At 39.6% G+C, this 15,377-nt stretch carries 9 protein-coding genes; 5 read left to right on the top strand and 4 right to left on the bottom strand.

All coding sequences use genetic code 11. The features are described from left to right. Positions 1-1,116 precede the first annotated feature (1,116 nt). Positions 1,117-1,548: a hypothetical protein gene (locus CHA01nite_RS16470; RefSeq protein ID WP_146943350.1), complete on the bottom strand. Its 432-nt coding sequence runs from the start codon at positions 1,546-1,548 to the stop codon at positions 1,117-1,119. Positions 1,549-1,584: 36 nt separating this feature from the next. Beyond that, positions 1,585-2,697, bottom strand: a complete 1,113-nt coding sequence (locus CHA01nite_RS16465; protein WP_146943348.1) for a hypothetical protein — start codon at positions 2,695-2,697, stop codon at positions 1,585-1,587. Between the two features lie 825 nt (positions 2,698-3,522). On the opposite strand from CHA01nite_RS16465, the gene CHA01nite_RS16460 reads away from it, so the two are divergent. The 4 genes from CHA01nite_RS16460 (at position 3,523) to CHA01nite_RS16445 (ending at position 13,133) form a co-directional block, all read left to right on the top strand. Further along, positions 3,523-3,957, top strand: a complete 435-nt coding sequence (locus CHA01nite_RS16460) for a helix-turn-helix domain-containing protein (RefSeq protein ID WP_146943346.1) — start codon at positions 3,523-3,525, stop codon at positions 3,955-3,957. 542 nt (positions 3,958-4,499) lie between these two features. Then, entirely contained in the window at positions 4,500-6,071 is a 1,572-nt protein-coding gene (locus CHA01nite_RS16455; RefSeq protein WP_146943344.1) for a T9SS type A sorting domain-containing protein, read from the top strand. 6 nt (positions 6,072-6,077) lie between these two features. Next, positions 6,078-9,527 carry an RHS repeat domain-containing protein gene (locus CHA01nite_RS16450; RefSeq protein WP_146943342.1) on the top strand — a complete coding sequence of 1,150 codons (3,450 nt, stop codon included), beginning with the start codon at positions 6,078-6,080 and terminating at the stop codon, positions 9,525-9,527. A gap of 6 nt (positions 9,528-9,533) precedes the next feature. Beyond that, positions 9,534-13,133, top strand: a complete 3,600-nt coding sequence (locus CHA01nite_RS16445) for a DUF6443 domain-containing protein (protein ID WP_146943340.1) — start codon at positions 9,534-9,536, stop codon at positions 13,131-13,133. Positions 13,134-13,965: 832 nt separating this feature from the next. On the opposite strand, the gene CHA01nite_RS16440 is transcribed toward CHA01nite_RS16445, so the two are convergent. Continuing rightward, on the bottom strand, positions 13,966-14,196 hold the full coding sequence (locus CHA01nite_RS16440; protein WP_146943338.1) for a DDE-type integrase/transposase/recombinase: 231 nt from the start codon (positions 14,194-14,196) through the stop codon (positions 13,966-13,968). Positions 14,197-14,384: 188 nt separating this feature from the next. Here CHA01nite_RS16440 and CHA01nite_RS16435 point away from each other — a divergent pair, with 188 nt between their 5' ends. After that, positions 14,385-14,990, top strand: coding sequence for a recombinase family protein (locus tag CHA01nite_RS16435; protein ID WP_146943336.1), 606 nt, complete (start codon positions 14,385-14,387; stop codon positions 14,988-14,990). A 63-nt stretch (positions 14,991-15,053) separates the two neighbouring features. Here the strand turns inward: CHA01nite_RS16435 and CHA01nite_RS16430 are convergent, their stop codons facing one another. Then, positions 15,054-15,344 carry a helix-turn-helix domain-containing protein gene (locus CHA01nite_RS16430; protein ID WP_228458439.1) on the bottom strand — a complete coding sequence of 97 codons (291 nt, stop codon included), beginning with the start codon at positions 15,342-15,344 and terminating at the stop codon, positions 15,054-15,056. Positions 15,345-15,377: the final 33 nt, after the last annotated feature.

Genomic DNA, 15,377 nt, shown 5'->3' with positions numbered 1-15,377 from the left:
ACCCAGAGACTTTTTATTGAAATATGGAAAACTGGCCCAAGCTAAAGCCAGCGAGTTTCCCACATTCCAACAAAATTTTAGCAGCGACAACAAGAAATTATTAATCAAAAACTCTACTTTTGAATGTATCTAAGGAAGGTGAGATTACATTAACACCCAAATAAATGTAGGCGATTTTTTCGTCTTAACAAATTTCCAAGAGCACGAGATATGGTAGAGATTTAAATAGCAATGATCATGTATTTTTGTGTCAAAATTGGAAGAATGAATTTAGAGTATCTTTAAATAATATTTCTACTATTTATTTGGTTATAAGTGTCTGGTTTCAATTAGTTTATATTATAAAAAAAGTTTTAACTAATTGAAAATAAATATTTTAAATCAAATATTTAGAAAATTTTAATGTAAACTATATAGATCTGAGTACTTATTGATAATTATGCTATAATATTAAATATTCCTCATTTTTATATGTTTTTCATGGTCTTTATCCAGCCTTCTGAAAAATTAAAGGTTACAAAAGTCCTTTCAGTAACTCATCTCCACCTTAAAGGAAGGAATCCCTTCTCTGACAGAGAAGCAGAAGAAATTTCAACTTCCAGTCCAATCACATGCTCTTTAACCCAATCGATGAATCCTTTTTTAGAGGTCTGGTCACCCCGTATTTTTTTCATCCGGTCAAGATAACCCAATAAAGGTTCAACAACTTCGTAAGCGACATAACCCCTCTGCCTGGTGAGCTGGGCCTACCTTCACTCCCCAGATTAGCCCCAAAGTATCCGTGATCATATAATGTTTCCATCTTGTTAAGTATTGCGTTTAATCTAACAAAAGTGCCGTCTTTAACCCCATTTACGGAAATGATAATGAACGTTTTCCCGTTTTGGAAAATTTTCAGGAAGATTACGCCATTGAGAGATCCTGTAAGAAGAATCCAAAGGATCGCATCCATTAATCGCGTAAGGCATAATGCTCTTTTGTTTTAAAAGGTAAATAATTTTTGCCACTGCCGGTCAGCCAGGCAAAGCTATTCCTTTGTCATGAACTCTAATTATGTGATGAAATACGTCCGGCCTATTTTACAAATTATTTCTAAATTTCTTTTTTAAACAACCTCTAAATATTTTTAATTATTTTTAATTCCATAAAACTTTCCAACGCCCTGTCCACTATACCGAAAACATTCTCATCCCCACACATCGTATGCTCCTCTGTATTTTCCGCCTGTTCCAAAAACTTAAAGAAATCAAAGGGCCGATTCCGGGTCACCGGGCTGAAGGTTTTTATTTCAGGTTCGGCATACATGCAGAGTTTCCATAGGATGCGGAGACCGGTCTTTTCGCATGGACGATAACGGAGCCTGTTATAAATGAGCAGCAGGAAAGCTTGGCGGATAATATCTTTTACGGACAACCGGATTTCTTCTGCGTCGGAAGGCTGCTTTTGGGACCGGAGGGTTTTGTAATTTTCATACAGTCCGTGAAACTGCTGAAAGAAAATGTCTTCATCAGTACAGAGATCCGGTTCCCGGGTATGCCAATGAATCACAGTAGGGGAGCGAGAAGCATAAACGGCATTTTCCGGCTACATGACCTTGCGGAAAAACGGCTGCGATTCCCAAAGGTGTTCCTGGATCCATCTGGCGGAATGGACGATCGGAACAACCGAATACTTTCCGCCGGTCTTCCGGGAAACGCTTTTTTGCATCATCTCAAGATCCTTTTTGCTGATTCTGTTGCCGATCAGGAGCAGGTACAGCTCGGTTGTGGTTCTGCCTTCACAAACAATTTCCTCTTGATGGAAAAGAAAAATTTCTTCAACCGGAAAACGGCGGGTCAGGATGCTGATCACGGATTCGTACGGAGAAACAACTTTCGTTTCAACCTGATTTTTTAATAAGATATTGGGATGTTTCACGGCGGCTTTGATGTCGCGGAAAGTTTTTCTGACTAAGTTGTGCACTTGCTTTTCGGCAATCGCGATGGCTTCCCTGAATTCGGACCTGAGGTAAGAATATTCTTTCTCGGTCTCCGCTTTTCCGGCGCTGAGGAGGGCTTCGGTAATAAAATAAGTGTTTCCGGTCTTCTTCAGCAGGAAGCTTCTGATTTCCGGGAAAAAGGGCTCCAGCCTCAGCAGCCGCTGATCCAAAGTTTCCTGATGGAAATCCCGGCCCAGGCAGAGAAATTCCAGGTGGAATAAATGATGTGCGAAAAGGCTGGTGTAAAGATGATAAGTCGTAATTAAAGACCCAATACTTTCCGTTTTCCGGATTTCGTTGCCCATCAGTCGGCAGGCAAAACCGTACTTCTGTCGGATCAGCCGGAATTTTTTCAGCGATTGTGAAAGATCTTCGGTGGGAAGTTTGTGTTTGCCTGAAGTGAAAACCAGTGTTGAGGCATTGCAGTGCCGTTGAAGAAACAGGCTTCCTGATTTCAGGTGCTTTTTCAGTTCGGTGCCGGCCAGGATGACAAGATGGATGCCGTACCGTGACCAGGCTTTCCTGATCTGTTTCTCCGGAACCAAACCGTCCGGCAGCCGGGAACAGCCGAGGTAAATAATGAGAAAAGGATGGCCGGAAGGCCGGGAATTGCTCAGGAATACATAGCGGACAGGCATTTTTTCGGAAAGCAAGTTCAGCAGCTGGTTCAGTTGGTTGTGGTGCGGAAGGGTGGCAGGAAGGGTGATCTTTTCTTTCATCATTCGTTTTTTATGCAAGTTGAAGCTAAAAACCGACGTAGCCAACTAAAAAATGATGTACCGAACCAAAACTTGATGTAAAATAAATAAATCCGGCGATTTACCTTTTAATGAACAATAAAGGAACAGGTTTGATGAACCGCATTTCATACAGCATTCCCTTTAACGGCTAACCGGTCCGGTCATGTGATCCTAAAGATCCGATTTAAATTTTCACTCAGAAATTTTTCCGTCATCTCTCCTCATCTTAATTCTCTGAATTAAAATAAACTTTGTTTGTTCTTAACCTTACCACTGCATAATCTTCTGGTTGAAAGTCCGATTTCAATAAATTCTTTAAGCTAAAATACCTTCATTTCTTCATGTTAAAAAAACTTCATATTCTCCATCTTAATTCTCTGAATTAAAATAAACCTTGTTTATTCTTAACCTTACCACCGTGAACCTTCTGCTTGAGAAATTGCATTTCACCAAATAAATTTTTTAAGCTAAAATACCTTCATTTGTTTATGTTAAAAAGGCTCTCCATCTTAATTTTCTGAATTAAAATAAACATTGTTTATTCTTAACTTTTACCACTGCAAACCTTCTGCATTAGAAATTGAATTTCACTAAATAAAATTCTTTTAGCTAAAATATCTTAATTTCTAAATGTTTAAAAAACTCTGAATTTAAAAACAGCCTCTAAAATGACGAATAAGGCAGCGACTAAAAAACCTTCCGCTTCCGGCACCCCGCTTCCAGCCCTTCACCTGGCTCTTCTTTTAAAATATAGATAAGCAGGATCCCGAAGAATTTTATATCTTTGGTTGTAAATCTTAATCCATGGCAGCTACAGCACAGAAACATATCGGGAGAAACATCGCAAGAATCCGGGAAATGCGCGGCATGAAGCAGGAAACCCTGGCCGACCTTTTAGGCATCAGCCAGCAGAAAGTCTCCCTCCTCGAAAACGCCGAAACCCTCGAAGACCACAAACTCGAACCCATCGCCAAAGCCCTGGAACTTCCCCTCGAAGCCCTGAAGAATTTTTCGGAGGATGCTTTCTTTAATATCATCTCGAATACGTTCAACAATACCAGTAATGATAATTCAACATTGATCGCGAGTTCATTAAATTATCAGCCTACTTTCAATCCTTTGGACAAGCTGTTGGAATCTTATGAGGAAAATAAGAAGCTGTATGAGCGGTTGCTTGAGACGGAGAAGGAGAAGAGTAGGGTGATTGAGGAGTTGGTGAGGAAGTTTATTAAAGAGTAGAATTGAGATTTTATAGTTGCTAGCTGTCTTTTTTGGGCAGCTTTTATTTTGATTAAATGATGATTGACACTTTTCTTAATGACTGATCCCGAATCTTAAGAGCTGTTTCTTTACAGAATAGGTTCTGAGGTTAAAAGACGGGTTCTGATCACTCTGATCCTAAAATACCCCATAAAATGACAAAAAAAGGCAGAAGGTTAAAAATACAACTCCGTAGTTTAAGGTTATTTTACTACCTGATATTGCTGTATCTGAATTTTTCATGCCAGACCGATCCTGAAAAGGTTTATGGAAAATATGTACCTGATTCATATAAAAACACATCGATATGATTACAATAGAAAAAACGGTGGTTTTCTAAACTATATTATAATAAATAAAGAAATTAATGAAAATAGATTTTAATACGACGAGTTTTGTCGCATTGCAATTATAGCTTTGCCGGATGATGATCGACATGATATTAAAATTAATTAATAAATCTTTTTACTGTGAGGTAAAAAGTATATTTTTGCAGCAATTAAAAATCAATTACTAAGGACATGAAAAAACTCTACATGAGCGCGCTTTTTCTGTGCATATCATTGGGCGTTTCGGCCCAGGAATTAATATGGCAGAAAGACCTAAAATCCTCCACTCAGGACTTTTTAAGCCAGATTACGACAACGATCGCCGGACAATACCTGATTACGGGCAGCAGTATCCAGTCTAATAAAATTTCTTCAGATAATAAGCAAAATAGTGGTTACGACTATCACCTGATTAAATTAAACCAAATGGGAGAACAGGTATGGGAAAAATACTTCTCCGGAAAGAATCATGATATGCTATCCGCAACGGTCAATACGCAGGAGGGCGGATTTTTAATTGCCGGAACTTCTTACAGCGGAAAAGGGCTTGACAAGAAGGAAGAATCGAAAGGCGGATCAGACCTATGGTTGATCTGCCTAAACGAATTTGGCAACGAATTATGGCAGAAAACCATCGGCAGCGCGGCGGATGAAGAGGCAAGAGCGGTGATCCAGACGACGGACTTCGGTTTTTATGTTGCGGGGAATATCCAGAATTCAGAGAAAGGATACGGCTCGAAAGATGTGCTTATAATAAGACTTGATAAAAACGGAAAGGAAATCTCGCAGCTTGTTTTAGGCGGAAAAGGCCTGGATGAAGTGGAGAAGATGATTCCAACGATCGACGGTGGAGCCTTGCTTGGAATTTATTCAAGAAGTAATGCCGGAGGCTCAAAAAAGACTGAGAATTACGGAGAGGGCGATTTCTATTTGGTTAAACTCTCAAAAGATAATAAGGTGGAGTGGGAAAAAAGCTTCGGCGGCAAAGGTGATGACCATTTAAGAACCCTGGCCATGACTTCCACCGGATATTTAATCGGGGGGGAATCAAGGTCTGAAAGATCAGGGAATAAAACCGTCGGCATCGAAGAAGGCAGCGATCTATGGCTCATCTCGGTAAACACAAAGGGCGAAGAAATCTGGCAGAAATCCTACAACTTTAAAAACCGGGATGTCCTGATGGGCATGAGTGTGGTGCATGCTTCCGATGACAGATCAACTAAAGGAATCCTTCTGGGCGGCTACACCCAGGCGGAGGGAAGAATCGAAACGGATGATGAAAAATTTTGGATGCTGTACTTAGACCAGAACGGCAATGAGCAGTGGCGAAAGCACGTGAAAGGAGAATCCGCCAAAAGAGAGGAACGTCTTTCGGATATTAAGCTGAACCGTGACGGTTCGATCATCCTGGCCGGAACCAGCGCTGAAGAGCTCGGCAAGGAGAACTGGAAGATCGTAAAGCTCGGTGACAAGCAGATCGACCAGCTGATCGAAAAGCAGGATATTAAGATTTACCCGAACCCGGTAAGTGATTATGCGTACGTAGAAATCGGTTTCCCTTCGACAGGCTCAGGGACCGGTCATTCCAACGTGTTTGAAGCGGAGATTACCGTGTACGATATGGGCGGAAGGCAGCTTCAGAGCATCAAGACAAAAAACAAAGTAACCAAACTCAACACGCAGCCATTGATTCAGGGGGCTTACCTGGTATCGATAAAAACCGATACGAATAAAACGGCAAGTGCAAAACTAATAAAGAAATAAACGGGGATGAAAAAAGTAACGATTGCTATAGTTTTATTAGCATCAGTCAGTAATATATTCGGACAGAGCAATGGTAGTAACCACAGCCAGTATGATCCGGGTGTCCGGAATGTACCGACCTCACCGGAGGTTGCCTTACTGGGCAGGTTCGGGGATATTCCGGTGGGTCATTATACGGGGACGGCTGAAGTATCAGTACCCTTATACACCTTAAAAGTCGATAACATCGAGATTCCCCTGGCCCTAAGCTACCATACATCCGGGATTAAGGTAGCTGATGAAGCCACCTGGGTAGGATTAGGCTGGAATTTTATGCCCGAGGGAACCATCACACAGGAAATAAGAGGAAGAGAGGAATTTGTTTCGGGGGGCGATGGGTTTTCTAATAATGGAGGTTATAATGTATTTAAAAGTCACTTTGCAACCCTCTATGCCCAAAGTCAGATTTCCAGATTACAAGTGGGATTCAATGGTTACAACTCAGGGAGCATGGTAATAACAAATCCTGCAGTTGATGATTCTGATTCTATAATTAATGATTTAAACGGAGGTAAAGGGCAGCCTGATATTTTTACTTACAGTTTTTATGGTTATTCAGGAAAGTTTTTTATTAATCCTGAGAATAGTAGTGAAATTCTATTCATGGAAAGCAATGACGATGTAAAGTTTTCTCGAAATTCCTCAGGATGGGTAGCTACAACAAACAAGGGCGACAAATTTTATTTTAATACAATAGAAAGCTCCAGATCAGCAGGTGTCGGTACCTCAGTAGATATTGCTTATACCTTTAAGATCTCTAAAATTATTTTGGTTAGTGGTAAAGTTATTAATTTCTATTATCAGGATGAAACATCATATTCACAATATCCAGTACAGGTAACTCATTTAACCGATTTTGACTGGCCGGCATTTATTAAACAAGATGATAATATAACTATAAATGAAAAAAAGACTTTAACCAGCATTGAAACAGAAGATACCCAGATAAATTTCAACTTGGATAACAGGGAAGATATAAGACCTACTTCCCCGTCAGTTCCGATTAAAAAATTGGCATCTATCGATATTAAGTCAAAATACCCTAATAAAAAAATTAAGAGTTTTGTACTAAATACTAGTTATTTCAATCCGGTTGTAAGTACACCGGAAGAAGGATATAAGAATAAACGGCTTAAACTGAATTCTATCCAGGAAATAGGATATAATGAAGCCGGTACGCCGATACAAAGCTCTCCGCCATATACGTTTGAATATGACATGAATAAAACAATGCCGAACAAATGGTCAAGCTCAGATTTTTTTGGATATAACAATGGTACAAACAGCAGCACTCTGATTCCCGATCTTTTATTTTTTGATTATCTGAATAAAACGCCTTACAAAAATTATGGGATGACAGTAAATTATCCGGCAAATACCGTATCCAGATATACAAATACAAATTATATTACCACTAATATTTTAGAAAAAGTTACTTATCCAACCGGGGCAAGGACAGAATTCGAGTATGAGTCGAACACTTTTTCTAATCAGTTTATCCCCACACCGGAGCAAGCCTGGGCAGCGAACAAAGATGTGAGTTTAACTCACAGAGGTGCCTCGATTACTCCTGGAGGATATTATTTTATTCAAAGCCCTGCTTTTAAACTTCCTGAAGGAAAAAACATAAAATTTTATAATACGATCTATGATGGCTATATGGGACCTACTTATCCGGAAGTACATTATGAGCCCTATGGAATGTGGGACTGTAAAATACAGTTTTTCAAAAGAAAAATAATAAATGGTCAATCAGTAACGACACTTGTTAAGCAATGGTCAATCGATGTGAGTGGTCCCACCTTTGAGCAGACTCACCAACGCATATGGGATGAGGAACTCACAGTTTCTTATGATAGTGATCCAAGCACAGAGTATTATGTTCGTGTTGAAAATCCCCTGCAATATCGTAGCAATGATGGTATGCATCGCGCTGTCGTGTCAAGCCGCTTCAGATATTACGATGATACGGATATCGACAAGTCAATCTCTTATGGAAGCGGTGTAAGAATTAAATCGATCAAGAATTATGAAAACAGCACCTTACTTTCCCATAAAGCATACACTTATTCTGGTGGGAAATTAATTTATCCGTTTCAGCCTTTGAATTTAATAAGTGGAGCAACCCATAAATCGCAGCCATCTTTTATTACCGGAGGATGCTTAACTGAATCGATCTCACTTTTTAATGATATTTCTGTAAACTCCAATGACTTTGGAATAAGCGGCAATAAAACGTTTGGTTATGATGAAGTTACTGAGAAGGATATTAATGTATTGGATGGAACCATAAAAGGGTTAACTAAGTATTACTTTACAAACAATCCTTTTATTAATTCGCTTATAAAAGGCGTCCCTAAAATTGATATTCCTTCAAATGGAGAAAATGTACTCATCGAAAAATATGACAGCAATCAGAACAAATTGTACTCTAAAGCAAATATGTATGATAATTTACCCAATACTTATGGAGTCTATCCTTCTTTTAGTATCATAAATTCTTCTACAGGAGTATACGATCCCAGTCGTAATTACTATCCATTTTCTGTAAGTGGTTGCGGTATCAATGGAACGGCATATACAGGCGCTTCCGCAATAAGTCCGGATGCCACCAGCAAGTACCGTTTTATTTTTAATCCGTTGATAACGGGTAAGCGCCGTCTGACCAAGACCATTGAGACGACGTATTTAAATGGAAAGTCGATGGTGGAGACTACTGATCTGAGCTATACCCCTAAAGGAGAGCTTGACATCAGTACGGTAAAGAGTGCCGATGGGAAGATTACCCAGACGGACTACGATTATGCTTATGATGTCGATAATATGCGATTGGTGAATAAGGGGATGACGGGTGTTCCTTTGAGCATTGAGGTTTCGCAGGGGGAAGTGATTGCCAATACCCCATTAAGCCATATAGAGACTAAGTATGATACTCCTGGGAACTATTTGCCATCTTCCATGAAGTCGGGTTATTTTGTAAGCTATATGGACACGGAGGTAACGTATGATAAATATGACGGCAAAGGAAACCTGCTTCAGTATACCCGTAAAGAGGGCATCCCGGTGGCCCTGATCTGGGGTTATGGCAACACGCAGGTGATTGCCAAGGTTGAAGGAGCCACTTATGACCAGGCCATGGCCCTTGCAGGGAGTGCTGATATCATAACCAAATCGAACCAGGATGTAGATACCGCTACACAGAATTTACTGATTTCCCAGCTTGATCTTTTCAGGACGGACAATTCACGTCAGGTTATCACGACCTATACCTATGATCCGTTGATCGGTGTTACCAGCATCACGCCTCCATCCGGGGTACGTGAGGTGTATGTTTATGATTCTTCCAACCGGCTTAAGCAGGTGGTGGATGTAGACGGGAAGGCTTTAAAAGAATACAGTTATCATTACAAAAACTAATACAGGATGAAAAGACTCATTATACCGATCAGTGCTTTATTTGTCTCAGGGTTTTACCAGGGGCAGTCTACGACTCCGAGCACGGGAGAAAATTATATTTACAGCAAAACCATTTTAGATTATGACCTTAATAACCAGGTTTCCAAAGTTTCGGAAACGGTGCAGTATTTAGACGGTTTAGGCCGGGCGAAGCAGACGGTGAAAGTCAAGGCGGCTCCAAGCGGGAAGGACCTTGTGAGCGGTGTTTCTTATGATGGTTTCGGACGCGTGGTCGATTCATGGCTACCTGTGCCGATGAGTACCTTAAGCGGAGGCATCCAGTCGAATGTCAACAGTGCGGGTACTTCATTTTACGGCGACAGCCGTCCCTTTGGTCATAAGGAACTGGAGAGCTCTCCTCTGGACCGGGTATTTTCCCAGATCCAGCCGGGCCAGGACTGGCAGGGGCACCCGGTCCAGTTTGAGTATGATACCAATAACGGAGGGGAGGTTTATAAATTTACAACGACGACCGGTTTTTCCAATGGAGCGAGTTCATCGGTTCTGAAGACCTCTTTGGATTCGGACAATTCTTTATCGGGTTTTTATAAATCCGATAAGCTTTATAAAAATACCGTTACCGATGAAGACGGGAATAAGACGGTAGAGTTTAAAAACAGCCAGGGCCAGGTGGTTCTGGTGAGCCATTTTATCAGTGCTACGGAGAGTGCGGACACTTATTACGTATATAATGAGTATAACCTTCTGTCTTTTGTGATCCCGCCAAAGGCGGTGGGTCTTCTCAAGTCTTCGGGGCTAGCGGCAGGAGCAACTGTTGCCGATACGGTATTGAATGATCTGTGTTACCAGTACCGTTACGATTCCAGGAGAAGGCTTGTAGAGAAAAAGCTTCCGGGCAAGGGTTGGGAATATATCATATATGACCGGCAGGACCGTCCGGTGATGAGCCAGGATGCCAATATGGGTGCTTCCAATCAGTGGCTTTTCACAAAATACGACCAGCACGGACGAGTTGCTTACACCGGCCTTTATACCGGTTCACAGGCTTACGGAAGCGCGGCAAGGGCCTCTGAACAGGCTAATGTAGATTCCAAAGGGAGCAACAATGTGGCAAGGACCACCATGGTAGGTTTTTCCAGTACCGGCATGGATGTGTATTACGACAACAATACACCGGGCAATTATCCCAATACCATCACCAAGCTTCTGAGTGTCAATTATTACGATACGTATCCTTATTACAGCTTCAACCCCGGCTTTCCCTCGGGTATTATGGGTGAGCCGGTAATGACCGATTCGGCCTCGTCTGAAGCCAGGAATACGAAAAGCCTTCCTGTCATGAGCCTGGTAAAGAATATTGAAGATGACAACTGGACGAAGAACTATACGTATTATGATAAGAAAGGAAGGTCGATCGGGGGCTACTCAATCAACCATTTGGGCGGATATACCCGAGTGGAGAGCAAACTTGGCTTCTCAGGAATGATCTTAAATACCAGTACTTATCATAAGAGATTAGATTCTGATATGGAAAGAGTCATCACCGAGACTTTTACTTATGATTCCCAGAACCGGCTTCTGATCCATAAGCACAAGGTAGATAACAATACGGAAGAGATCCTGGCGCAGAATACCTATAATGACCTTTCGCAGCTTACAAATAAAAAAGTAGGCGGCGTGGTAGCTTCCAGCCCGCTTCAGAGTATCGACTACTCATACAATATCCGTGGATGGATGACCAAGATCAATGATCCGGCAAACCTTAATGGAAAGCTGTTTGGGTATGAACTTAGGTATAATAATCCGATATCCTCAAATATTACTGCAGGAAGATTCAACGGCAATATTACAGAGATAGACTGGAATAACGGTTCAGAAAACCTGATGAAAAGGTATAATTATGACTATGATAAGCTGAACAGGCTCGCCAGTGCTTACTACAGGGAACCAAGCACGGGAGTAAGCGGAAGTTTCAATGAATACCTTACCTATGATTTGAACGGAAATATCAATACCTTAAAAAGATTTGCTCCACAGGTATTTTCTCCTACGCCAACTTTGATTGATGACCTGGTGTATCAATACACCGGCAACCGCCTGGATAAAGTGATTGAGAACATGTCCAACAGTACAGGTTATGAAGGAGGGAATAACCTGATCGATTATGATATGAACGGCAGTATGGTCAATATGAAGGATAAGGGAATCCAGGGAATCGGCTACAATTATTTAAGCCTTCCGGATCAGTTCGGGATTACCCAGGTAGATCCTTTCGGAACCGATACGAATTTTAATTTAAGCTACCTGTACCGGACAGATGGGATTAAGCTGCGTAAAACCTATAGTACCGGCGGAGGAAGAGGACAGGCCACTTCATACAGGTATACCGATTACCTGGACGGTTTCCAGTACAGTTTTTCAGAGACCGTACAGCCGTGTTTATGGTGTCGCACAAGTGTGGCTTATGAGGAGCAGGCATTCAGTGAACCTGTATTTCCGGGTACGCTGAGACCTGCATGGGTCCTTGATTTTGTAAATACGGCAGAGGGGGTTTACAGTTTCACTGAAAACCGTTATATTTACCAGTATGCAGACCACCTTGGAAATATAAGGGTAAACTATGCAAAAGATGTCCAGGGAAATCTGGAGATCACCAATACCAACAATTATTATGCATTTGGGATGAACCATATCGGAGGAGTGAAAAGTATACTCGGAGGATACAAAAACTATAAGTACAACGGGATGGAAATCCAGGAATCGGGAATGTATGATTACGGTGCTAGGTTTTACATGGCAGATATAGGACGCTGGGGAGTGGTAGATCCGCTGGCGGAACAATATCGAAGATGGTCACCTTATAACTATACAATGAATAACCCAATCCGTTTTACTGATCCGGATGGTAGAGGAACAGAAGACTTTGTACAAAGAAAAGACGGTTCCATTTATTGGGACAATAAAGCCAATGACCAGGCCTCAACTAAAGCCGGAGAAACTTACTTAGGAAAAGAATTAACATTTAACTTCACAAGTTACATTGATGGAAAAAGTTGGGATGGCCCTTTAAATGGTATCGTAGATGCATCTGGTGTTAAATTAACAAGCACCTTAACATTAACAGGTAGAGAAAATGATGCGGGAGAATTAATAAGCTTGGTAGGGAATTTTCAATCTGAACCTGGTGTAACTCCAGTGGGACAACCAAGAATGTTTTATCCAGGAGAAGGTGGAAGCAATAATACATTTAGTATGAATTCTACTCCAACAGGAGCTAATGCAAGTTTTGAACAACATGCAAGTGTATCTCCAATAGAAGAATTTGGTCTAAATACAGCAGGGTTTAAAATTGTAGATGTAGCCCAAAAATTAAATATTAATTACAATAGTAGTAATGGAAATCTTTCTGTAGATGCTTATACTAACATATTTCCTTCAGCTACTCTAAAGTTGAATAATACAGGAACTACATTAATGCAGTATAATCAACCATCTTTTCCAGGAACTCATACGGCTCCTGTTATAGGAGCAACTCCGACACCAGGTGGAATCGCTCCAAAAAGAGATTTTTCTTACTACCCATCACATTTTTATAAAAGAAATTAATATGTTTAAAGTCAATCTTATCAATAGTTTTTTGTATTTATTAGTAAAGTATTTTCTTTTCTTTTTTATACTAGCCTTTGTTGGGGATAGATTTAAGAGTATTGTATTAGAAAATGCAGAAACAGCTTCGGAAATATTTAAACTTACCTTGAATTATATTTTATATGTGGCAATATATGCAATACCATTAATATTTGTTTTTGGTTTTCCTCTGTATTATATATTGAAGATAAGGAAAGGATTATATTTTGTACTTTCTATAACATTACTTTTTACAGTAGAATATCTAATTTACACATACTTGTATGCTCCTTCTAATAAAACATTAGGAAATTATAATATTATTGTAGGTATAATTTTATTAGGAATATTTTTCTACAAAACCATCCGGATAAAGTTTACGGAATCTGTCACGTCCTAAAAATCCGATATAGATTATAGGTCAAAAATAGATTAATTAAACCGAAGCAGAAACATTTTTGCTTCGGTTTTTTGCTTTATATGTTTTCATTTTTATATCCGATTGGCTATGCATTTTGTTCGGAGTGAGATAATGATTTGAAAAGTGAGGTCTGAACTCATTATAAATTTCAATTGATTCCTCTACCATTTTTCTTCTGAGTGAAGTTTCAAAATCATATTTGTTAATGTCAAATTCCTGTTTAAAATACCGTTGATCCTTTCTACCATTGCATTTTCATAAGGATCTGAGTTTTGGGTCATACTGCATTGAATTCCGTTTTTGTTAAAATTCTCTGATACTAATTCGAACAGTATTGTAAACCTCTGTCTGAATAATGAATCAATGATTCCATCCTGGATTTATTATCCCTTAATGCCTTTTAAGCGCTATCAGGCTGCTTTCCGTATTCAGGTTATCTGCAATATAATACCCAACTATTTTTTTGGAATAGGCATCGGTGATCAAACTTAAATAACCAGGGTTCTTCCGGTTTCCTATGTAGGTAATATCGGCTACCCAAGCCTGATTGGGTTTTGTAATTTCATAATCCAGTACCAGGTTTTTATATTTTTTAAAGCGGTGATGCGAGTTTGTAGTCACATGATAACTTCTTTTCGGGAAGATTACAAAATGATTAGCCCTGAGAATATCAAAAAAACGGTGGTTTTGTGAGATTTTTAAAGTGGTCGGGTTTGATTACTTTATTTTTTCAATATATTTTCTCAAAATGTCATATCACTAAACAAAGTTTCATAAATTTACAAAGTATGAGTTTAATGTAACAAAATATGAAAATAGGATATGCCCGGGTTTCAACCAAAGACCAAAATTTAGATTTGCAGATTGAAGCCCTTGAAAAAGCAGGCTGTGAAAAAATTTACCAGGAGAAAATTTCCGGTACAACAAAAAATCGTCCGGAGCTTGATAAGATGATCGAACAGTTTCGAGAAGGTGATGAACTTTATGTTTGGAGGCTGGACCGATTAGGTAGAAGCTTAAAAAACATTATCGATCTTGTTTTAAGTTTAAGTGACAAAGGTATTATAATAAAAGGTATAACTGATGGAGTAGATACTGCTACTGCAAATGGCCGACTCTTCTTAAATCTGATGGCATCACTTGCTGAATATGAAAGAGAGCTGATCCGGGAGAGAACCAACGCCGGTTTACAATCTGCCAGGGCGAGAGGTCGGCTAGGAGGCAGGCCGAAAGGTTATACTAAAGAAACAATTTCTAAACTTTTGCTTTTACGTAATATATATAAGGATATAACAAAACGTCCGGAAGAAATTTTTAAGCCGTTTGGATTGACCAGGGCAACATTCTATAGGTATGCTAAAATTCTGGATAATCATACGGATGAAGAAATAAAAAATATGGGAATTAAAAAATAATATTTGAAAAAATATTAACTTCATATTAAGATAAAAATCCCATCTATACTAGATGGGATTTTTTTAAATTTCAAAAATTTCGTTAAGAAATTTATTCATCGATGGCGCTAATAAATTATAAAGTTGCTTTTTATCCTCTGGAATATCATTTTCTGAAATAGTTAAAAAATGCATTACTGGAACCGGTACATCCACAACCTTCGATATTTTCTCTAACGTTTCTGTGGTTGGGCTGTATTGGCCTTTTACTATTTGAGAAATAGCAGTAGTACTTTTCCCAATTTTTTCAGCTAACTGCAATTGAGTAATATTCTTTTTCTTAAGCAACAACTTAATCACGTCTCCTATTGTCATTATTCTGGTCCTTTAATAAAATTAGTTGCCACT

The sequence above is a fragment of the Chryseobacterium hagamense genome, assembly GCF_007991455.1.
Lineage (GTDB): Bacteria > Bacteroidota > Bacteroidia > Flavobacteriales > Weeksellaceae > Chryseobacterium > Chryseobacterium hagamense.
This window is presented reverse-complemented; position numbering and strand designations above follow the sequence as displayed.